Annotated in this window: 19 protein-coding genes; 11 read left to right on the forward strand and 8 right to left on the reverse strand. The window is 34.0% G+C overall.

All coding sequences use genetic code 11. The annotated features are described in order from the left end of the window. Positions 1-28 precede the first annotated feature (28 nt). Positions 29-796 carry an XRE family transcriptional regulator gene (locus E4635_RS03920; RefSeq protein ID WP_135525317.1) on the forward strand — a complete coding sequence of 256 codons (768 nt, stop codon included), beginning with the start codon at positions 29-31 and terminating at the stop codon, positions 794-796. A 261-nt stretch (positions 797-1,057) separates the two neighbouring features. On the opposite strand, the gene E4635_RS03925 is transcribed toward E4635_RS03920, so the two are convergent. The 7 genes from E4635_RS03925 to E4635_RS03955 all read right to left on the reverse strand — a co-directional run bounded on the left by E4635_RS03925 (position 1,058) and on the right by E4635_RS03955 (position 6,140). Beyond that, on the reverse strand, positions 1,058-1,864 hold the full coding sequence (locus tag E4635_RS03925; RefSeq protein WP_135525318.1) for a PRTRC system ThiF family protein: 807 nt from the start codon (positions 1,862-1,864) through the stop codon (positions 1,058-1,060). Further along, on the reverse strand, positions 1,864-2,589 hold the full coding sequence (locus E4635_RS03930) for a PRTRC system protein B (RefSeq protein ID WP_135525319.1): 726 nt from the start codon (positions 2,587-2,589) through the stop codon (positions 1,864-1,866). The genes E4635_RS03925 and E4635_RS03930 overlap by 1 nt, the downstream gene beginning before the upstream one ends. Beyond that, the gene (locus E4635_RS03935; RefSeq protein WP_135525320.1) at positions 2,586-3,758 is read right to left on the reverse strand and encodes a hypothetical protein; all 1,173 of its coding nucleotides are present in this window, start codon (positions 3,756-3,758) and stop codon (positions 2,586-2,588) included. The genes E4635_RS03930 and E4635_RS03935 overlap by 4 nt, the downstream gene beginning before the upstream one ends. 16 nt (positions 3,759-3,774) lie before the next feature. Continuing rightward, entirely contained in the window at positions 3,775-3,993 is a 219-nt protein-coding gene (locus tag E4635_RS03940) for a PRTRC system protein C (RefSeq protein WP_135525321.1), read from the reverse strand. A gap of 18 nt (positions 3,994-4,011) precedes the next feature. After that, positions 4,012-4,551: a PRTRC system protein E gene (locus E4635_RS03945; protein ID WP_135525322.1), complete on the reverse strand. Its 540-nt coding sequence runs from the start codon at positions 4,549-4,551 to the stop codon at positions 4,012-4,014. 92 nt (positions 4,552-4,643) lie between these two features. Further along, on the reverse strand, positions 4,644-5,717 hold the full coding sequence (locus tag E4635_RS03950; protein WP_135525323.1) for a DUF932 domain-containing protein: 1,074 nt from the start codon (positions 5,715-5,717) through the stop codon (positions 4,644-4,646). 45 nt (positions 5,718-5,762) lie between these two features. After that, positions 5,763-6,140 (reverse strand): single-stranded DNA-binding protein, encoded by a 378-nt coding sequence (locus tag E4635_RS03955; RefSeq protein WP_135525324.1) that lies wholly within the window; start codon positions 6,138-6,140, stop codon positions 5,763-5,765. Positions 6,141-6,683: 543 nt separating this feature from the next. Between E4635_RS03955 and E4635_RS03960 the strand changes: the two genes are divergently transcribed. From E4635_RS03960 to E4635_RS03975, 4 genes are read left to right on the forward strand one after another with little or no spacing between them, the layout of a single operon-like run. Further along, the gene (locus tag E4635_RS03960) at positions 6,684-8,033 is read left to right on the forward strand and encodes a hypothetical protein (RefSeq protein WP_135525325.1); all 1,350 of its coding nucleotides are present in this window, start codon (positions 6,684-6,686) and stop codon (positions 8,031-8,033) included. A gap of 2 nt (positions 8,034-8,035) precedes the next feature. Further along, positions 8,036-10,510 (forward strand): hypothetical protein, encoded by a 2,475-nt coding sequence (locus E4635_RS03965; protein WP_135525326.1) that lies wholly within the window; start codon positions 8,036-8,038, stop codon positions 10,508-10,510. A 32-nt stretch (positions 10,511-10,542) separates the two neighbouring features. Further along, positions 10,543-11,211, forward strand: a complete 669-nt coding sequence (locus E4635_RS03970) for a hypothetical protein (protein ID WP_135525327.1) — start codon at positions 10,543-10,545, stop codon at positions 11,209-11,211. 6 nt (positions 11,212-11,217) lie between these two features. Next, a complete protein-coding gene (locus E4635_RS03975; RefSeq protein WP_135525328.1) occupies positions 11,218-12,774 on the forward strand; it encodes a hypothetical protein in 1,557 nt (518 codons plus the stop codon). A 421-nt stretch (positions 12,775-13,195) separates the two neighbouring features. On the opposite strand, the gene E4635_RS15700 is transcribed toward E4635_RS03975, so the two are convergent. Further along, positions 13,196-13,354 carry a hypothetical protein gene (locus E4635_RS15700; RefSeq protein WP_169630196.1) on the reverse strand — a complete coding sequence of 53 codons (159 nt, stop codon included), beginning with the start codon at positions 13,352-13,354 and terminating at the stop codon, positions 13,196-13,198. Positions 13,355-13,892: 538 nt separating this feature from the next. Between E4635_RS15700 and E4635_RS03980 the strand changes: the two genes are divergently transcribed. The 6 genes from E4635_RS03980 (at position 13,893) to E4635_RS04005 (ending at position 23,352) form a co-directional block, all read left to right on the forward strand. Then, positions 13,893-15,206: an ABC-three component system protein gene (locus E4635_RS03980; protein ID WP_135525329.1), complete on the forward strand. Its 1,314-nt coding sequence runs from the start codon at positions 13,893-13,895 to the stop codon at positions 15,204-15,206. Then, the gene (locus E4635_RS03985; protein WP_135525330.1) at positions 15,190-15,885 is read left to right on the forward strand and encodes an ABC-three component system middle component 1; all 696 of its coding nucleotides are present in this window, start codon (positions 15,190-15,192) and stop codon (positions 15,883-15,885) included. Before E4635_RS03980 ends, E4635_RS03985 begins: the two co-directional genes overlap by 17 nt. Next, positions 15,875-18,199, forward strand: a complete 2,325-nt coding sequence (locus E4635_RS03990) for an AAA family ATPase (RefSeq protein WP_135525331.1) — start codon at positions 15,875-15,877, stop codon at positions 18,197-18,199. The genes E4635_RS03985 and E4635_RS03990 overlap by 11 nt, the downstream gene beginning before the upstream one ends. Then, on the forward strand, positions 18,192-20,522 hold the full coding sequence (locus tag E4635_RS03995; protein WP_135525332.1) for an nSTAND3 domain-containing NTPase: 2,331 nt from the start codon (positions 18,192-18,194) through the stop codon (positions 20,520-20,522). The genes E4635_RS03990 and E4635_RS03995 overlap by 8 nt, the downstream gene beginning before the upstream one ends. Positions 20,523-20,704: 182 nt before the next feature. Continuing rightward, a complete protein-coding gene (locus tag E4635_RS04000) occupies positions 20,705-22,219 on the forward strand; it encodes a Fic family protein (protein WP_135525333.1) in 1,515 nt (504 codons plus the stop codon). A gap of 314 nt (positions 22,220-22,533) precedes the next feature. Continuing rightward, the gene (locus E4635_RS04005; RefSeq protein WP_135525334.1) at positions 22,534-23,352 is read left to right on the forward strand and encodes a helix-turn-helix transcriptional regulator; all 819 of its coding nucleotides are present in this window, start codon (positions 22,534-22,536) and stop codon (positions 23,350-23,352) included.

A 23,352-nucleotide genomic window follows, 5' to 3' on the forward strand; every position in this document is an offset into this window, starting at 1 on the left:
TTGTAGTGATTTAAAATCCCTTTAACGTATGTTGTATATTTCTGACAATCTGAAGTGGCTGAGAAGCAGGAGAAACATGTCCCAGCAAGAAGTGGCTGACGGTATGAATTTACCCGTTGACCGTTATAAGAAATATGAATACGGAAAGAACACACCGCCGGCAGAAACGCTCTTAGCCATTTCAAGGTATTATTATATCAGCATTGATTTACTGCTGACCGTTGATTTAAGGAAAATCTCCATTGAAAATTTACTGCAGTTAGAAGACAACAGGATTGTACTGCCTGTTGTTGTCGATCGTGAGGGAAACAACCTAATAGAAATTATACCGCATAAAGCCCAGGCAGGTTATCTTACGGGTTATGCCGATGCTGAATTTATGGAAAGCCTGCAGCAGCTTACACTGCCATTTTTGGGACCCGGTAAATTCAGGGCTTTTCCCATTGACGGGGATTCCATGCCGCCGCATAACAACAAAACTTTCGTTGTGGGGAAATACATTGAGAATCTGGGCGAAGTGAGAAATGATAAGACATATATCCTAATTACGGTCAGCGAGGGGATCACCTATAAACGGCTGAGCAAAAAAAATCCGGACTCCTTTACGGTAGCACCGGACAATGTAATTTACAATCCTTATGATATTAAACTCTCTGACATTTTGGAGATTTGGGAATATGTCGCCCATATTGGAAGGGATGACAGCAAACAGGAAACCGCTTCGGCATTAAGTGTGGAGCAGATGTTCCAAAGTCTCAGTAATGATATTAAGGAAGTAAAACAAAAATTGGCTTAAAAATTGGCAATAAAATGGGTGCCTCCAGAGCGACCTTCTTTTGCTTCTTTTCTTTGGCCGCCTGACTGAAGAAAGAAAAGAAGTCCGCAGAATTTATCTTAGGGATCTGCGTCCCTGTAATAAATACCAGCCTCTTTGGAAAAATGCAGGGAGGGGAAATTCGGAAAGGTACATTTTACCAATGTGGCTGTTCCGCTTTTATGCAAAAAGACAGTCCCGACCATCGGAAGGGTTTGTCTTTTTGCCGCCCGACTTTTGAGGTCAGGCGAGTGGTATGGGCTGTGAACGGAAATCTTTCAGGTTCAGGAAAAATCCCCTGTACTGGGTCATTCCATAGCGAAACAAACCCCATAATAAAGAGCATCCCATCTGAGCCAGTGCGGAATTGATAAACAATTCCTGTTTCTCCAATGCTTCGGCAAGGGAACAGCTTGGTGTGTCGTCCTGCCCTTCAGACTGCTTTAATAACTCTCCAAATTCTTCGGTAACTAATGGCAGACCTGCCACCGTTTCGTACTTTTCAGAATTAGGTTGTTTTATGATTCCAATAGTGGATAGTATTACCTGTCCTGTATGCTGACTGTTCCCAAAGTCCAGCCAGTATTTTGGTGCATCCCTATGGAGTCTGTGGTTGTTTTGCAGGCTTAGAATATCTGCAATATCAAAGCGGGATTGTACGCTGTCTACACAGGAAATATAAAGAGTGGCTTCTGCACTTTTGGGCAATTTTCCCAAAGTGTTTTTTTCAAATTTCACGGTTTCCGCTTTCCAGTTCGTTCCCATAAAACGGTTCGCTCGGTTTATAAGGGCAACGGATTTGTACAACCCTGTTTCACATTCTGCAAAACGCTGTCTGCCTAAATTGGCACTCGTTACAATATCATCATCCCAAAGACGGACGGACAATCCTGCGTGTCCGAGTTCTACGAGACTGTGGTTCATTTCCATAAGTGCAGTCAATACTTTTGAGCCTGTACCGCCCGCACCGATTAGGTTTACGGTAATGGGGTTTGTCGGATTTATCAGGTAATTGTCCGTAAAATGCATTTTTGTTTTATCAGTATCCATCACAATAGATTTTTAACTGTTTTGTTATGCTTCTTCAATACTTCTTTCGGAAAGGGTTTTCCTGTCCCGATAAGGTCTTTCCACAGGCTTACACAATTACCTTTTATCGGGCTGTTACTTCCCAGTAAATGGCTGAAATAGCTGTTAAAAAAATAGTCTTCCCAAGCCCCTGTAAATTCCTCTATCGAAGCCGAGTTTTTGATGTTGATACTGACCGACCCCATGCATACCCTGCCATCTTCATAAATGTTGAAAAAAGGTGCGTAGTACAAAGGTGTTTTTTCTGTCGGTCTTCTGTCACTTGTGAGTGCAAGTACCCAAAGGCTGTTTTTGCTGGCGTACCAAACCATCGGAGGCACATACGCTGTACCGTTTGGGATGTCCAAACCGTTTACAAAATACAATTGTCTCTTTTGTGCTTTGGTGTACCATAATACTGCACCCCTATCAGCATTGGGATTGATATTCAAAATATTAGTCGGCAGGATTCCATTGGATTTCAAAAAGGCTTTGTCCTTGTCCTTTTCGGTCTGCAATGCCTTTGCCAATACATTGGCTTCCCTTACTGTGAGAGGATGTGCATTTATAGGGCTTCCGTTTTTATCCATATCAAAATGCTCTACATATACCTCGTTATTGCTTCCTTTTGTTTCATAGAAAACCAAAGCACATTTTGGGTGGTACAATGTTCCAAAACTTGCGGTTATATTGTTTGTATTGTTCATTTTTCAGCGGTTTTATAGTTATACAATAGACTGCACATATCGTCCAATAGGGCAAATAATCGGTTCTCAAAATCAAGATTGGTACTGGTTACATCTCTGCCGTCAAAACATTTGCAAATGGTCGGTTCGTCCATTACTCCATACTCATTAAACTCGTTATTGATGCTCTCGACTATGTTTTCGTACAGCCATCCTTTGGTATGTGATATAAAGGAAATATACTTTTCCATGCCGATGGTTTCGCATTCCTCCTCTTCATTGTCGGGATCATCCTGCATTGGTGCATTTCGGAAAATGCTTTCCTGCGGGTACTCAGTATATAAAGCCAAGGCAGTACAAGCCACCTGCCAACACTTGTAGTCGAAGGTATCACGGCTTTTAAAAGCATTTAAACGCTGTTCAAAAACCTGTAAATTGATAGTGCTAAAAATCTTTTGCTCGATACAATCCCCAATTACTTCCGCTTTGCTAGATTCAGATTGATACGCTTCTGCTTCGTCTGTTTCATCATCCTGTTCTGCCCATTCCTTGTGCATTTCATACATCCAATACAAATAACTGTTTTCCTGTCTGAAATAGGGAATATCCGCAATATGATAGAGGTAAGAGCAAACTGAAACGAGCAATTGGGCATTCCTTCTGTACTTGGGGTCGTGCAACATCTGATAAAGCGGTTCAATAGGAATGTAATACAGGGTTGTGCCTGTGTTGTATTTCTCTTCACTGATAAAATAGGTTTTCTTACTGTCCTGCAGCAAACGTATTTCCTGCCAGTTTACAACACGCTGTTTTAGCTTTTCTTCCATATCCCATACAGCCAATGCCATATTGTAGGGATAGTCAAATTGACTGGTCTGCATCGGTTCTATCTTGTAATGCTCTGCAAGTTGGGAAAGGGACTTATAAAAATCCTTTTCCGTTTTTGCTGTTTTCTGACAAGCCTGTACCATTTTGGTTTCTTTGAGTTTAGGCAGGAAAGAAGTCTTTAGAAAACCATTGGAAGCATCCGTATTGGTACTGATTTGCGTCTGTCTTTCTGAATCTCGCTGGCATCTTTCGGTTTTTGCATCCAATGCTCGAACCTGCTGAGCTGTTGATACAACTGCTTTTGCCTTTCTTGTTCGGGCGGGCTGATTGTTCCCGATATAATGTGTTTGTACATAATTCATTGCTTTAAGTTTTTGGTTAACCTTTAGTCCCCATAACGCTCTCAAATCGGTATTCGACCGCATCATCTTTGATGGCCGGAGCGGATATTTTAGCGGTAGTCAAAATGGGGTATGTATTGGCATAAAAATTCAATACGGCTTCCACGCTCCAGCGTGGTTCAGGGTCAGTCAGCCTGATGTCCTGTCCCTTGTCTTTGAGTATAAACACTCGTTCCAATTGTGTTGCTAGTAACATGATTTCTGAATTTTGCGGTTATACATTCTGTTGCTGTTCTGTTCCAAAAAGACTTGGTGCGGAAAACTTATCTGATAGTTCCGTTTTGCGTCTGCGTATCTCATCAGCCTTTTCAGGGAACTCTGCTATTTCAGGTACTTTCATCCACGCCTCACGGAATTTGCCCTCTTTCTCTAATTCATCAGCCTTTCCCATGCCGTCTTTATACTTCTTGTCTTTGGCTTCCTGCTCTTTCTTGTTCTTATCGGCTTTTTCTTTCTCCATTGCGGATTGCTTTTTGGCTTCCTCCAATTGCTTCATAAATCCTTCCATATCGACCATCAAGCCCGATGCGGTCTGTATAGGAGTGGTTATTTTCTCAAAGAAACCATTGTCCAGTTCTTCTGCTGTTCCCCTAAGATTAAGGGGCGGTATGATATTCTTCGCATTATCCCCGCATTGTTCGTTTTGAAGTATCACAGATACAATAAGATTGCTTTCTACTCCTTTTGTGATGGTCAGGTGTAAATCTCCCTGCAAGTCCATCTGTGCTATCTGATTGAAAAAATTTGTATTCATCTTTCTAAAAATTTAATTGTCCATTCATCTAATGCTCACCTCATAAAGTTTTTTAAAGGCTACCACTATGTAAGGCGATAGCCTTTGTTTATTTAATTAAGGTTTAAAATTTCCGCTCCATCCGATGCAAAAGAGGTACACAATTCAAAAGCCTTTTGGGACTTTAGCTGTGCCGTACCGCCCATTACAATACTTTGTAACTTGGCTTCATTATCTTTGTAACTGCGTACATTCTGATAGTAGCCTGTCACGGCATTGTATGCCCCGAATAATGTGCCTTTAGTTGTGTCCATCTGCTGTGTATCGCTTACCATTGCATAGGCAAAGGCATCTTCTACGGTGTTTTTGAACAAGGTGGAAACCTCATCTTCAGCCCCTTTTTTGAGCAAATCGTAAGTCTCTTTATTTGGGCAGAGTGCCAGTTGAATTAGCTTTTTTACTTCCTGGTCTGTTACCTTTACTTTAGCCCATTCATTAAATATGCCCTCTAATTGACTGCTTAAAGTGTTTGCCAATCCCATAACTTTGTGGGCATTATCCAAACGCTGTTTTGCTCCTGAAGTGTGTTTGATACGTACCACGTTGCTCATCGAACGAAGCGAAGCGTTAAGAGTGTTTTGACATACGATGCGGATAGGGGTAAAAGCGGCTGTAATACTTCCGCTTCCATCGTGCGAAGTGGTCAGAAAGATATACTTCTCAGTAACATCGTCGCCATTGCCTACACGTATATAATCGGGCAGTTTGGCTGTGATAAATATACGTTCGCCATTGCCCAACGCTCCTGCGGTTTCGTACAGAATACCCTCGCCACCGCCTACAATCTCATCAAAGAAATTGAATGCTTCACGGTTCTGTACGATGTGGTAGTCTTTGCCCACTACGCCTAATACTGCATTGTTATCAGTACGGATGTTGGCAAAGTAGTTAGGCACTTCCAATTCGTTACTGCCTATCTCAATACCGTCAGAAGTTTGTATAATGCCTGAACCTTTTATGTATAGCGGGCTTTTAGCGACTTCATAATCTAATCCTGCGTGCTTTATAGCCTCTTCGCTTGTCGGGTATTGCTCTATAATCTGCCCCAAGCCGTGCCACGCTTTTTCTTTAACGCTGAAAAATGAATAACGTCCTGTTTCGCTGTTGAAATTGATATTATGTGCCATGATTTTGAAATTTTAAATGTTTAAAAATTGCTTCGTAACCCTTTTTTAAAATGGGAGGTCTTCCGCTGTCTTGTCATTTTTGTTTCCTGTAGAGGCTTGTGCCATTTGGGATTTTTTACCTCCTCCGTGCAGTTTGATTTGTGAGGTATTGAAATTCAGCCCTGCATGCGTTTCTCCGTTACTGCCCGTCCACGCTCTTGCGCTTACCCTGCCTGTAAGTTCCACTATGGAACCTTTAGTGAGTATCTCCGCTACCTTTGGGGTAATCCAATAAGCACAATCGAAATACGTTGTCTGCTCTATGCGCTCGCCCGCTTTATTTCGGTAGCTGTCGTTGATGGCTACTGAAAAGTTTACTACTTGTTTGCTGTTTGACAATGTGCGTACTTCCGCATCTTTTGTCACTCTTCCGATAATGTTCATAATCTGTGTCCTTTAAATGTTATACATTCCTGTTTCGCTTTTTTTTCTCTTAACCTGCCTGCCTCAAAAAGCATTTTTCCAAAAGAAAAAGGGAAAAAAGAAAGCCATAAAAAGGTATGGACAACGCGGAAAGCAAAAAGGAAACGGAATAATTGGAGGGGCACCCTTTAGGGGAGGAAACCGTTTATGCCGTAGTCTTTTGGCGGCAGGGGCGGCTGGTGTCCATAATACCTTAGCTGCCTTTTTGTCCCTTTCGTATTGGAAAATGTTCCGGTAAGATTACTCGATTCTTATTCTCCGTTTAAGTACGGAATAACAAAACATGGATTAGGGTGACTTATCAAGCCAACTAATTCCATACATTAAGTTGTTTTCGATTTTTCTGCTCATTATTCTTATAAAACACTAAAAAACAGGTATTTGTACTTATTTTAAATAGTTATATATGACATAAATTTGATGATTAATATCAATTAACTCTCATTATATTTTTATTTAGTCAAAAACACTCAACTATTAACTTCTAACCACCCAAACACTATTATGAGGGACATTATAGAAAAAAATGAAGGTAAGCTCACAGTACTTCGCTTTATAGGCTTTTGTTTAATGGCTATTGGGGTAGTTTCCTTGATGATATGTTCATTTGAGACAAAAAATCCTGTGGCTAATATTATAGCAATTTCTTTTTTTATAACTATGCTTGGTTTTTCCCTGGCTTTTCCTTCTTTGCTTGAAGGAAACGAAGGGTTAAGTACAATGAGAATTGTAGTTTTTATGATGACGAATGTCATCTGCATGCTAATGCTTAAAATTGGTTGGGGTAATGAGATTGACTCATTGAAAGATATTGGTATTGATCAATATTGGGTAGGAATTATCGCTTTTACATTTGGTGCAAAGGCAACACAGAGTTTTTTTGAAAGTAGGATGGCGGTGTTCAAAGAACCAGAAAAAGTAGGGATTGCTGCTTTAGAGTTCACAAGCGCGGACATTGCACGTCTTGCAATACTGCAAAATAAAGAATATTTAATGGCAAAATATCTTAATATTATAACTATCAGCGATGCAGTATCTAATTCCGTCGATCCTGTTACTCATGTCATTGCCATATATCTAAAAGATGATAATTCATCTGATATTCCTTCTGTTTTGGAAGTAAGAATGCCGGATAATACAATCAAAATTATTGGGACTGAGATTATCAAAGGCACTGGTAAGGCAAAAATCCAATATTCTCAACTACGTTCAGAAATTGCTAGAGATGATAATGCAGAATATGCGGGATCAATCTGTTGCGCGGTAGAATCAAAGCTCGGTAACAATACTTTTAGAGGGATTGTTACTTCAGCTCACATATATTCCGAAGGAATTTATAACGACAAGTATAACGGAATGCTAAATCTGTCAGAGCAAACTCCAATCATTCTAAACGGCGTACCAGCTGGTAAATGGTATTATAAAATTATGGATTTTAATCAGGATTTTGCAGTTGCAAAGTTAAATGATGACCAGTCAGAAGATCTAGATTATATGAAATTTAATAACCAGTTTTATAAAGTTACTGATAAGGATGTTAAGACAAAAAAAATGAATGTTACTATGCTCTCTAAAGGAAACAAGACTAAAGAAGCATTTATCATTGATTATAATATTGGCTTCCCTGTATATTATGACAATGGCCCCTTCTATAAAAAGAAGCTTATTCTTATTGGTGATAGTAATGATAGAGAAAAGGCAAATCCAATTTCTGATGATGGTGATTCAGGGAGTTGTATTTATCATACTAAATCAAAAAAACTAATAGGCATGTTACTAGGTAAAAATGAAAAATTTTCACTTGTACTGCCTTTGGAGGACACCTTAGATATTTTCAACCTTAAAACAGTATAGTTATGAAATGTATCACTTTATCAGTTTTATTTTTACTTATATTTACAAGTGCCAATGCGCAAATTTTTAATGTTGATCCTTCTGGTAAGGTCTCTCCAACAGTTACTAGTACAAAATTCAATTCAATTACTTTTATTGTCGATAAAAAATTCAAAAACAAGAAATTTGAAATTTATTTGGCGGATGGTACTACAATAGCTAATACTAATAATGCAACGCTTGAAAGCGATTTTTCTAGAAACGTAAATGATCTTAATTATACGATTACTATAGGTCAGGACCGTAAAATTCTTGGATGTAACGGATGTTTGGATGTAACGGATGATTTCTCAGTCAAACTAGATAATAAGGTCATAGGTTCATTCCATTTATTGCAGTTAATTAATCCCGATATAGAAAAAGTAATTCCCAGTAATGAAATCTACTACCCTGGATCAGTAGTCAATGATGCGTTGTTTATAGCCGCTGCTATAGGAACGCAGACAAAGGCAGGGACTATAAAAAAGATACTTGAAAGTCAGTATCGTATAGTTAATGTAACAGATTTGAACACAAATTTATTTTTAAAAACTGACCTTCAATATGTTTACCGGGGTACACCTCAGGGAGGCCTAAGTTTAAAAGGATTGGGAAGTGCTGTAGGAGGTCTAGATGTTACGAATATTGCTGATGGGCTTGCTAAGTTTATTGTTAAACGTACAAAAGAAGAGTTGAGTGTTGCTTTTTTTCAAAAATTTAAAGATGATCTTGATACTTATAAAGATTTAAAATCTTTGTTTCCCCAAACTCATGGATTATTGATGGTAATAGATCAAGAAATTTATACATACAGTAATTATATAAATAATCTAAGGGAGGCTTTTAGGGCAGATATAAATGTGTTAGATGAAAGCTTGCCTAAAATTGTAGATAATCATGATACGTTTTTCAAATTAGAGAAAAATTACATCTTTAAGGTATCATTACTTTCGGGATGTTACCTTTCCTCAAAGCTTAAACATGATGTGCATCCAGGCGACATTCTACAAGGCTTTCCGTTAAATTATTTTGATGGAGCACCTACCGCTGATAAAAGTAAAATTGAGGTTCTGAAAGGCGGGATTCAGACAATTCAATTGTTTAGTGAATCATTAAAAGAAAGTAATCCTGAAAAAGGAAAGTACTGGGTTGATAATGCAAAATTAAGGGAGTTGGTTAATAACCCGACTGCCATTAAAATTTATCTAGGTTTACTTCTTCAGGTTGCTAAATATAAATATAACGACGTGATCTACTCGTCATCAGCGAATCTATATACATTGCTTAATGATCAGAAATATGTTGATAGCTTCAGTCAGGACTATCCAAAATATAAACAATTCGTAATCTCTCTTAACGGCAAGACTGAGGAGCTAAATAAGATGATAAAAGATTTTGATGTAAAAGTATCAGATTCTGTTAAGGTTGAGCAATATGCTAAATATTTCAAGGCTACTGTACAGCTAGTACAATCCGTAACTGAAATTACTAACCTGCCTGTTTTTGCAAATGTTACTGATGTAAATACCATCGTTAAGGATTCTAAATCCTATTTTGATGTAGCTTACCAAGTAACTGATCTTGTAAGTGCTATTAACCGTAAAAGATATCCCGAGGCAATTAATAATGTTGTCTTAATTTATAAGACAATATATGTTACACCAGTAAAAGAGCAAGTCCCAACAGACGTAAAAGAGTTGACAAAGAAAGAAAAAATTGCAATTGCAGAGAAAGCCATTAGTGCTGCAGAAACAGATAGTCAACAAGCAATTGGACCAGTATTGAATTCCGATATAGAAATAACAAAAAAAATAAACAATTATCCCACTTCGAAGGATGCAAATTATGTGTTGACAGTGATGGCTAAATATGGAGCTTTTATGGCTAATATGATTGAAGCAAAAAATAGTAATGAAGTAGCTGAAGCCATTGAATCAGTTGCCTTGCCCGTAGGAAGTGCAAGTATTAAACGCAAATCTAACTTTAATGTTTCCTTAAATGCTTACTGTGGTTTATTTACAGGAAGTGAGATTATAAAAGATGTTGATCCAAACAAACCTTTTAAATTCAATAGTTACGGTGTTACAGCTCCAATCGGTATTTCAATAAGTAAAGGCAATAGTATCTTTTTTATTCCTGCAAGTAAATCTGGTTTTTCAACATCATTTTTCATCTCGCTGGTAGATCTTGGCGCTATCGCAGCCTATCGTTTTCAGGATACGACCACTGAGCAGGTTCCAACAATCAAACTTGGAGATATATTTTCGCCAGGACTTTTCATGTCTATTGGTATTCCAAAAACACCTATATCGGTCAATTTTGGTGCACAAACTGGACCGAATTTACGAAAAGTAACAAGTACAACTAATGACTATTCTAAAAATACCTATGTCAGATATAGTGTATCTGTATGTGTAGATATTCCACTGTTGAATCTTTACACAAAATCACATCAATAATTTAGAACAACTTGATACCTAATTTTATCATTATGGAAGAAGAAACAACTATCATGGATAAACCTTCAGATGAAAATACAGGGAAAACAACAGAAGCATCAACAATTTGTAATCCTAACATCTTTCCTGCTTGGGTGCTAAATACAGGATTTATTACCGGCTTATTATTAGCAGGTTTTTGTTTGTTGCTTTCTGCTTACTACATGATTAACTTTCAGAATCTTAGTAGCGCAGGTATAAATCAGGTGGTAGAAAGAACTATGGCTACAGGGTCCCCTAATTTACCAACTGCTCACACTCTTACAGGAAATGACTACCAGATGGTCAGAGTCGCACTTGCCACCAATATGTATATAGCACGAATCCTGCTACTTTCCTGTGGCATCTTTGTCGGAATGGCTTTCGGCTTCATGGGATTTTCCCTTTTCCTAGTCGGAGTAAAAGGAGATATTGATGCATCGTTGAGTGCGACCGATAAATACAAATTACAAGTAGCAAGACTCTCACCTGGCCTGTTTGTTATTTTGTGCGCAACAATATTAATTGGTATGTGTGCAACAAAAAGCTTACCTGTAGATATGAATCAAAAAAATGCAGATGAGTTCGGAATTAAACAATATAAAAAAGATTCAATAGATAAATTATTAGACAGTATAAAAATACATCCCGAACCCGGACGTGATACCACTATGCCTCAATAACAATTTATGAAACATTCAATTCATCTTTTTATAGTACAAACCCTTTTACTGTTCATCAGTATGGGACATTTATTAGCTCAAACTAATAATACAAATAAGCAAAGGGAATGGAAAGATATTCAAAAAATGGCAGATAAAGCATTCGCTCTAAAGTATCAGGAAGTTAATCTAAAAAATAGTGAATTAGAGAATAAAGTAAGGACACGCATGCAATCATTTCAGGAAACTATTTATTTCCTAACATCGTGGATTGACAAATATTTCCCAAATGGCGATAAGCATCCAACCACTGCATACGTACATTCGATATTTTTGCAGACACTTTATCTTGAGTATGCAGGTCATTATCAACACGCTTATAGAGCTTATTCTACTTATTTACCAGATTTGTTAGGTCAGCTTGAACTCACTCACCAAGCTATACCAGTTTACGACAAGTTACCAGTAAGTTATTGGGTTCGAATCAGATATAAAACATTAGCTTCTATCAACAAAGAATTGGCAGCACACGACGACGAGTTTGAAATTAATATTTTACAGTCGGCTGATGATGCCATAACAAAGGCAATGAGAAGGGTAGATTATTTGCTAAAAAAGGATCAATACGTTTCAACTGTTTCAAGCCAGACAGATCGCCAGTTTGTAATGAAACAAATGATCTCAAATGTAGCTGATTCAACAGCTGAAACTGACCAGGTCAAATGGTCAGATATTTACATCAAAGGCATCTGCAAAAATTTTGAACAACCTTTCCTTAAAAAGACCTTCACCAATTTTGATTTATATACTGTAAACGGTTCTACTGAAGTTGATCAAAAAGTTACTCTCGCTCTAAATGCGGTTGCAAAAAATATTACGAATAATTATATTAAAGGAAGGCCCCTTGAACATATTGTTTTTGTGATTCACGGAGCATCTTTAACAGATACTATTTTCAATCGTTTTTTTGGAGAGAATGACTCATTTGATTCTATCAATCCTAATTTTAAACGATGGAACGGAAAGGTTGTATTTGTAAATACAACTTTGTGCAATGAGAATGATAGCATGATAAGTGAGATTCAGGACCAAGCTGCAATTTCTTGGCTTCTTAATGACTGGTCAGGTCGTAAGCCACCACATTGGTTTATTGGAGCTGCCTACAACAACAAAGTTGCAGAAATCTCTCGTCCAGACACTTATCGCTTATTCTTCTTAAAATCGACTCTTGAACATAATAAATTTCCAAAAATTGAATCTTTTATCAACATGAAATATAATTCTACTTCTTCTGAACTTATATTTATTAAGGGCTACTGGGAATATTTTTGGTGGTTTCTTGAAAAGAAAGGAATAATATCTGAATTATATAACAGCGCTCGCGATATTAAACAACCCGAATCTGAAATAATAGAAAATGAATGGGTAAAATTACTCTCGACTATTACACAAGAAAGTATGGAAGATCTAAATCTAGAATTTGTCAAATTTATTCAATCACGAAAAATTGAAAATATACCGCAAGCTGATCATCATTGGGAACTGGTTGCAAAAGACTTTACTTTATCTGACAATGATAAGTAATGTATATTCTGGAGCTCATACAAGTCTAGCTATAATCATCACATTGAATGTACAAACTAAAATTAGAGTAAGGCAAATTAATTTGTTCTAACTTATTATCTGGTTGTTGTTTGCACGTCCATAATATATTATTTCATAATTTCAAGCTATCGAGAAAAGTTAAAACAGGAATAAGGTGTTCGATTGTAGCCCCATCGACTCCACAAAAAGGAAGGTATCGAACACCTTCCTTTTTTATTTTATAAAACACTAATAATCATTACTTTACATTCTTATAATTCAAAATTTTGATGCATTTTTATCTGAAAACGCATCAAAATTTCATTAAAAAAAGTTAATAGTCAGTGAGAATCGAACACTTTAAATCATTCAAAATCAACACATTACAAACTAATAAAAATAAGTGTTTGACAGATTTTTCTTAATCCCTTTCACTATCCTCGGTTTTTCCATAGAATTCTTTTAATGTTTGTGCAACTATAATTTGAACAATCAAGGCAACCAAAGCTTGCTCTCTCTCAGCTTCAGTCATTTTTTTCTTTGTCCTTTTTTTTGAAGATTTTCCAGGTTTTGATTTCATAACTGTCGTATTGAATCAAATTGAAATTATTTGCTTAAAGTTTAAAATTCGATTTAAACTGATCGTTAAATAAAAATGATTTTAAATCAGTATTCATCTTACTGAATAACAGATTTGCCCTTGTAAATTAGGTATTTATACGGACTGTTTTATATTGCTAAATTGATACTTTTGGAGATACTCAATTTGAGACTTATGGTTTTCCGTAAAAAAATTATGAATTAAATAGTAACATTTGCGTTATTGGTCAATTGCAATTAAAATATAAAAACTCAATATGGAGTAAAAGCAAATTTACATCAGCTATGGTGGAGAATAATTTTCAACATAGACAAACAACCATTTAAAAAATCATGGTTTCATGCTAACAGAAGAAGGTTGGATACTATCTGGCATATGCCGTTAATCAAGCTATTGATAAATTGTGGTTCTTCTATAGGGAAACATTTAAGTTAAAAAATAAAGCAAATAAAAAATCTTACTGAAAGATTTAAAACAATATAATTAACGCAACAAGTATTATTACAAAAAATATGTCATGACACCAACAATAGATCCAAATGATATTCATTCAGCAGCCGATACCTGGAATGGATTTATATATCAAGGTAAAGTAGCTCTTCTTCATGTATTAAAATTAATAAATCAAAAAGATAATGTAGATGGATTGCATTTGCAGCTTGACTCATTAGAAGATTTTGCGATAGTAAGATACGAAAATAATGAACCAAAGCCAATAACATTACACCAAGTGAAAGCTGTTAAAAGTCATTATTATTCAAAATATAAAGAAGCATTTGAAAAATTAGAAAAAAGAAATGATGATTTCCCTTGCGATGAAGAAGCTTTCTTTCATTTAGCAACCGAAAATGAAAAAAGTAAAGCAGATATTGAAGACATACATACTAAACTTAAAATCTATGACTACGATGGCAATCCTTATTGTAAAATTGAAGAATTACAAGACAAAATAAAAGTTCAAGCTAACAATTGTTTGAATAAATTTGGATTAATGCATTTATCAAATGATAATTACTTAGAAATTTTATGCAATGAATTAGAGTCTTTAATAACTGATAGTATAGTTAATATTCACGCTAAAAATCATCAACAAAATGGAGATTCTATTAATAAATCTGCATATTATAGTACTATTTCATTGAATAGATTTAGAGATATTATTATTACAGATTTAACTAGCCTCCAGCAGGATAAAAACTATTTTATTAAAAAACTTAAGATTGACTTAAATAGATATTATCAGGAATTTTGCCTTGAGTTCGAAGATGAAATTGATGAAGAAGCACAAAAAAAACTACACCTATATTTGGTTTATTTTAATAGTTTAGACAACTCTCAATTTGAAGGATTTCTACAAGAAATAATGCCTCATAGACATGTTAAATTTTCAACACTTCAAGAATACAAAGATAATTCGCTAATAATAAATGAAGTAAAGACTGCTTTTTTAAGTATACTTAATGGAGTAAGAAATTCAGATGGGGTAAACAAAATAGGTTGGACTGATAGTCAAACTAAAAAATATTTTCCTTCAAGTATTATAGTTTCAAATTCGCCTGCAAGTAAACAAAACGTATCAATTGATATAATAAACACCGTATTAGATACATTGATAGAGGTTCCTTTTAATTCAGACTACATAATTACTGAAGGATGTAATGTAACATCTGTTATAGAAGAAGCAAATAAATCAACTAGAATAAATCAATCGGATATTGATGTCTTAAATAATTCAACATCTGCTGAATACGATAAAATTACTAAATGGAAAAATATATCGTTGATTGATTTAGAACAAGCAAAACAAAAACTAAATGGAAACAATAATTAATAATTTATTACATCAAACAGGCTTAATAAATAAGCAGTTAAGCTATGGAGTATTACATTTTTTTGAAGACGAAAATAAACATTCATATTGGTTAGTAATTGAAACCAATAATTTAGCGGAGGTGATTGAAAAACAATCTGAATATTTTAATGTTGCTAAAGAAGTAGCCAATAATGAATGGTTTGATAAAAACGTAAGTATGCTAATTCTACATAAAGTTGAAAACTTTGACAATATCCAAAATTTGGTTCTTGAAGTAGAAGAAAATCCATACCTATTTAAAAAACAGATTATTTTATATAAAGATACTGAAGTAGAAAAGTTTACTCAAGCAATAGAGTCACAAGAACAAACCATTAAAGGTTTTATTGAAAATAAAATTTTAGAGGAAGAAACATTTAAAAAGCATAAAGAGTATATAAATAATAATGATTATGAATCTCTTCTTTATCGCTTAGCTCATAAAATTCCATTTGTAAAACTTGGTATTATCCAAGAAAACGGCTTAGAAGCTTTAACCGACAATAATAGAAAAAAAATTGAAACTGGTTCATTTGAAGAACTTAACAATTTGATTGATCAAAACTTTTTCAATAGAAGTGTTGAAAGTATTGATGAAATGAACTCAGATATTATATACGACTTTTTATTACCCACATTGAATTCATATGAAAATTAAAAGAATAGAAATACATAATTTTAAAGTTTTTCAAAACATAAGTATCAATTTTGAATCCTCAGATTTAATTGTTTTTGATGGTCCTAATGGATTTGGAAAAACATCGATTTATGATGCAATAGAATTACTTTTTACGGGTAAAATAAGACGATTTGATGATTTAAGAGGTAGATTAATTGATGGTAGAGAAAGTTTTTCTGAACATCCATTTTTATGTGATTATGCTGATGGGGATATATTAATAACAATTGAATTTCTAAAAGATAGTACTTCACATATCTTAGAGAGAGTTGCGAAAAGAGATAAGCTAATAAATTCAGTAGATTTTAGTTCGTATGAATTATACATTAAGGATGACTTCATTTCTGAAGAAAAAAATTTAATTCAAAATGAAGAAGAATATTTAACCCAAATCCTAGGGTCAAATTACAGACAGAATTTTCAGTTTTTAAATTACATCGAACAAGAAGATAGCTTGTTTTTATTAAAGAGCCAAGATAAAAATAGAAAGCAACATATATCTCACTTATTTAATGTTTATGAATTTGAAAATAAAATCAACAAAGTTGATAAGCTAAAAAATAAAATCATTGAGTTATGTAATGTTGATAAAAAAAGAGAAATTGATGATTTAAAGGAATTAATAAAAAAAATTGAAGAATTTCTAGCAACTGAATTTAATAATGCAGAATACATAAAATTGTTTTCTGAGAAAGAAATTTCATGGGATTTAGAAGAGTTCAACTATCAGAGTAACAGCTACGAAAATCTTTTTAATGAAGAAGGTAACATTACAAGATTAAAAAAACTAGTTGAAAATAAAGAATTATTTAAAAGTTATATCCGAAATGAAAAGATTAATAGCTTAATTCCAGATACTGAAAGAGTAGAAAACTTTCTATTATACTATAAATTTCTTCCCCAAAGAGAAACTTTAAGAGATCAAAAAAATAAATTTTTAAGCATAAATAAAATCATTGAGGATTTAACAGAATTTTCAATTGAAAATATTAAAGATGATTCTTTTGAAATTGAACTAGAAAATTTCGATTTTATTGAAGAAGATTCAATCTCAGATTTAAATGAAGGATATGAATCACTACGTGTCAAATTAAAAGAGTTAGATGAATTAGAAAATATTTATTCTAAGATAAAAGAATCTAGAGAAAAATTAGTTGATAATATTAAAAAACTAAAAGAAGGTGAAGATATTGAAACAACAGGAGCTTGTTTTTTGTGTGGCTATGATTGGACTGATATTGATAATTTATTAGAAAATATCGAAATACAATCAGTTAATCTCGAAGAAATTAGCTCGTCGAAAAGTAGAATATTCAATGAAGAATTAATTAAATTTAAGGAAGAAATTATATTTCCTATTATCGAAGTTTTAAATCATAAAATTATTGAGATTAAAGTTGATGTCAACTTTATAAATAAGTTTTTGTCAATCGATGAAGTATTTTTTAACACTGTAAAAAAGGAATTTGAAAATATTGATTTTGATTTTAAAGAATACTTAAACGAGACATTAAGCAGTGAAAGTGTAATTGATATAGAAAACATTACTCCAATATTAAATTCACTTAAAATAGAAATAGAATTAGATGGTATTGAATCTTATTATAAAGAGTTTTTCGCTCAGTATTTTGATAATAAGTTTGATTTATTGAACTCCATGAAAATAGAAAATTTAATCCAAAAAGAGAATTACCTAAAGTATAAATATTCATTATTACAAAACGAAACACTCGATAGAAACAAACAAGAATTACTTAACAAAGAAGGCAAGTTCAATAATGCAAAAACATTAGAAGATAACTTGAAAAATTTAAACAGTATCTATAAAAAATCTTTAAAAGAATATCAGAAAAAAGTAATAAAAGACATTGAAATTATATTTCATATATATTCAGGAAGAATTATGCAGGATTTCCAAGGAGGTTTAGGACTATTCATTTATTCAGATAAAGATGGTATTAGATTTCAAACTAATCCGTCTAAAACATTTGATGCTGTTTTTTCCATGAGTTCCGGTCAGCTGTCAGCATTAATTATTTCTTTTACACTAGCATTACATAAAAAATATTCTCAAAACAAGATTATTTTGATTGATGACCCAGTTCAAACTATGGATGAAATCAATATAGCTGGATTCATAGAATTATTAAGAAATGAATTTTATTCAAATCAATTAATAATTTCAACTCATGAAGATATGGCTTCTGCTTATATGAGATATAAATTCAAAAACTATGGTTTGGCACAAAAAAGAATTAATTTAAAATCTTATTCAGTAAATCATAATGGCTAATTACGACTTTTCAACTTTAAACGATAGAGACTTAGAGGAATTGACTAGAGATTTGTTTTCAAAAGAATTAAGTGTAAATTTTCAGTCATTCAAACCAGGACCTGACAAAGGTATTGATTTGAGATACTCAACAGTAAATGATGAAAACGAAATAATTATTCAAGTTAAACACTACTTAGGTTCTGGAATCTCTAAATTAAAATTAGATTTAAAAAATAATGAAATTCAAAAGGTAGTTTTATTAAAACCTAAAAGATACTTATTCTGTACTTCATTACCCTTATCGCCACAAAATAAAGAAGAAATTAAAAATATATTCAATCCTTACATTCAATCTACATCAGATGTTATAGGTAAAGAAGACTTAAATAAATGGTTAGATGATTATCCTGAAATTCAAGAAAGGCATTTTAAACTTTGGCTATCATCCATTGACATAATAAAGAAAATAGTCAAAAATGGTGTTAAAGGCAGATCCGAATTTTATAAAGAAAAAATATTAAAAGAAATTACAGTATATGTCCCAAATAAAACGCATAATGAAGCTGTTAATGCGCTAAACAATAATCATTTTATACTAATCACTGGAGCTCCAGGTATTGGTAAATCAACATTAGCCAATATGCTGACTTATCAATTTTTAGCCAAAGATTTTGAATTGGTATATGTCAGAGAAATAACGGAAGCAGAAGAAGCTTTTTCTCCTGAAAAAAAGCAAATATTTTATTTTGATGACTTTTTAGGTGCAATTACTTTGGATTTGTATAGTTCAAGAAATGCCGATTCTGCTATTATAAATTTTATTGAAAGAGTTAGGGATGATAAACATAAGCGATTAATATTGACTTGTAGAACAACAATTTTAAATCAGGCAAAAAATATTTCTGATAAAATTCAAAATTCCAACATTGATATTTCAAATTATGAAGTCAAGATTGAAAACTATACAGATTGGGATAAAGCACGAATTTTGTATAATCACATATACCTTTCAGATATAGAGGATGAACAAAAGTTCATTTTTTTTCAGAATGATTTTCATTGGAAAGTTATTAAACATCGATACTATAATCCTAGGGTAATTCAAGACATTACAAAAAAGAATAATATAATTGATTCTGATTATTCAGAAAAATTTATTTTAGATATATTAAATGATCCAAAAAAAATATGGGAGAAACCTTTTAATGTCCAGATTTCGCATATTTCTAGATTATTGTTATTAACGATGTATTCATTGAGTGGTGGAATTTATTATGTCACAGATGAAAGACTAAAAGAAGCTTTTAATAGTAGAATAAACCACGAAGTTGTTTATAATAATTATCAGAGAAAAGGAAATGAATATAATTTTGCCTTAAAAGAATTAGTAGGTGCTTTTATAATTAGAACTATTGATAAAAATAATATAAGATATAGCTTTTTTAATCCATCAATAGATGACTTTATTTTTACATATTTTCAAAATTCTAATGAAGAATATTTACAACTACTTAAATCATCCGTTTTTTTTGAACAATTCAAATACAGAATAGCAACTACGATAATTAAAGGTGAAAAAAGAATAGATTTTTCTAATAAAAATAGTAGAAAAAAATTATATGAGATTTTTGAAGAAAAGAAAAAACTTCTAAAAGGGTTTCATAGTGATTCTAATCTAAATATCATATCTACTCTTATTCGATTATTTAACAAAAATGAAATTGAACTAGAATTATTAGAGAGAATAAATGATTTAGATATAAGTTATTTAAGTTGGGATGATCGTGATAATTTGTCTGAAATTTTAAAATATATAGCCCAAAATAATTTTGTTCAGCAAATTAATAATTTATCCGAATTAATAAAAATTCTTTCAAAAGATGCTATTTCTCATTATCAAATAAAAAACTTCGCAAATCTAATTAAAGAGAACTCTAATTATACTGATTTTATCAATGATTCAAAAATATCTGATTGTGATTATTATAATGAAATCCAAAAAAACATTGATGATTCTTGGGAGAAACTTTCAAATGATTATATGACAGATGCTTATGGGATAGATAAAACTTTAGAGAAAGACGAATTAGATGACATAATAAATAAAAGAAAGGAAGAAGCTATCCAAATTAATAAAGATATTGGGTTAGACGGTTCTGAAGCTATTATTGAATATGAATTTGATACATCATCTCAAATTGAATTTAATAAAGAAAAGAGTAAAGAGAATGATATAAAAATTCAAGGATATAAAGAAAATACTAGAGATGAAGTTTTGGACATAAATAGACTATTTAATTCAAATAGTAAAGGTGGAAATTTATTTATGGTTCCTTTTTAATCTCCTAATCTTAATATCTACAGAAGAAATGGATATGCAACATTAGCACACATAAAAAGTTAATTCAACCGCAGCGCTAAAAACTAATTCATACACAACGTTAAAAGCTAATTATTATACAACATTAAAAGCTAATTATTATACAACATTAAAAGCTAATTATTATATTTGCATAAAAAACTATGGCAACACCTTCAGAAAATCTTGCAGCTTCATTACAAGTTCTGCAGGAATTACAACAGAATGGAATAATTGCTATTCCCTCACATTTAATCTCCCGCACCCATAGAGAGAGGCTGGTAAAAAAAGGCTTTTTGCGCGAGGTAATGAGGGGCTGGTATATTCCGGCACGCCCAGACGAAAATGCTGGTGAAAGCACCTCATGGTATGCTTCTTATTGGAATTTTGCTGGATCATACCTGACTGAACGCTTTGGTGAAGACTGGTGTCTTTCTCCAGAAGAGTCTGCTAAACTACATGCAGCAAACCTGACAGTTCCAGCTCAACTACTCGTAAGAGCACCTCAGGGACGCAATCAGATTACAAACCTTTTATACAACACATCTTTACTGGAGATAAGGGCTGCTCTTCCAGACAAACAACAAACCGTTACTAATTATAATGGCCTACGGCTCTACAATTCTGCAGCTGCCGTTGTAAATATATCTGAAAGCTTTTACCAACAGTATCCCACGGATGCAAGAACACTTCTTTCAACATTCCGAGACGGTTCTGAGATTCTAGCACTACTCCTTGACGGCGGTAAAAGCGTAGTTGCAGGTAGAATAGCAGGAGCATTCCGCAACATTGACCGTCCAAAAATTGCAGACGATATTTTGGAAGGTATGCGTTCTGCAGATTATAATGTTCGTGAACTAGACCCTTTTACATACAAAAGTCCCATTGTATTTGCCCAACGCGAAATATCACCCTATGTCAACCGTCTACGTTTAATGTGGAACGAAATGCGAGCTGAAATTATAAAAATCTTCCCTCCCTCTCCTGGCATGCCGAAAGATAAAGCTGCATACCTAAAACAAGTTGAAGAGAACTATGTCAATGACGCTTACAACTCATTATCAATTGAAGGGTACCGAGTTAACGCCGAATTAATAGAAAGGGTAAGAAGTGGTGCATGGCAGCCAGATAACAATGAACAGGATAGGCAGCACCGGGATGCTATGGCTGCTCGCGGCTACTGGCAGGCATTCCAAATGGTACAGAAAAGTATTGAGTCAATCTTAGCAGGAAAAAATCCTGGAAATGTAACAGACAACGATCACGGCACATGGTATCGTGAAATGTTTGCTCCAAGCGTAACTGCTGGTATTTTAAAACCTTCAGATCTGGCTGGCTACCGGAACCAGCCTATCTATATACGCAGATCTAAACATGTTCCTCCGAGTATGGAGGCTGTAAGAGACTTAATGCCTGCATTTTTTGATCTGCTTTCAGATGAAGAGAATGCAGGGGTCAGGGTCGTTCTAGGACATTTCTTTTTTGTTTTTATCCACCCCTATAGTGATGGAAATGGGAGAATCGGTAGATTTCTTATGAACTCGATGATGGCATCTGGAGGATACCCATGGACGGTAATTCCTCTGGAGCGAAGATCTGAATATATGACAGCTCTGGAAAGCGCAAGTGCCGCTGGTGACATAGTTCCCTTTACTACCTTCATTACTTCCTTATTATAAAGTAGCTAGAAGGAGAAAAAGGTAAGTCAAATTAGCTTGGTTTTCAGTATAATCTGTAAACGAATTAAAAAAATTTAACAATTTTATTTTTTAAGCGATAAATTTGACATATTAAATTATAATTTCAAGCTATCAAGAAAAGTCAAAAGAGGAATAAGATGTTCGATTGTAGACCCATCGACTCCACAGAAACAAAAAAAACCGTCTTGATTGAGGCGGTTTTTTATTTTTACATCGGTTCCTATTGCATTTTTTTATACTTTAGATCACTGCAAATCAGTAGATTTATTTTCAAATTACGATACAATAATCCGATGGAAATTTTACCATGTGCAAGCTTAGCTCCATATATAAAAAATTATACTGTCATTACGATTGATAAGGATCTGAATGACGAAGTATTTTACCCAAGCGGTTATGTAGATTTTATCGTCAATATCTCCGGAGGGACTGCAACGACTATCATCAATGGCAAAAGAAAAGATACGCCTTCGGTAGAACTCCTGGGGCACCTCACCCTTCCTACCCGGCTAACTGTCGCTCAAGGCACTTCGGTACTCATAGCGCGGATTTACCCTCATGCCAGCGCGTTGTTTTTCTCCGACCCTTTGTCGGAATTTACGAATTATGCCACTGATATGTACGATGTTGCATTGGGCGAAAACAGAGAATTGTATCATCGCATCATGGAAATGAATGACCTCGCTTCTAAAATCAAGGTTTTGGAATCCTACTTTCTGCAAAAACTGAAGAAAAACGAAACCAGATTGAAAAAAGTATCAATGGTCAAGGCGATCAGCCAAGAGTTTTCATTCGGTTGCCAACCCTTAAATTTACCAGCCATAGCCCACGATTCTGGGTTATCCGAAAGGTATATCCAAAAACTTTACCTGGCCAATATTGGTATCTCTCCCGCAGCCTTTGCTTCCGTAATCCGGTTTAACAAAAGCCTGCAACTGGTACTCAATACCCAGGAATCACTGACTACAATAGCCTACGACTGTGGGTATTATGACCAGGCGCATTTTATAAAGGAGTTTAGGAAATTTACGGGCATCACTCCTTCCGTTTCCAGGAATTCACTGGTAAAAAACAGTATTGATTTTCAACAGGCTGTCAATATCGGTTTCTAA

Source organism: Flavobacterium humi (assembly GCF_004745595.1).
Classification (GTDB): domain Bacteria; phylum Bacteroidota; class Bacteroidia; order Flavobacteriales; family Flavobacteriaceae; genus Flavobacterium; species Flavobacterium humi.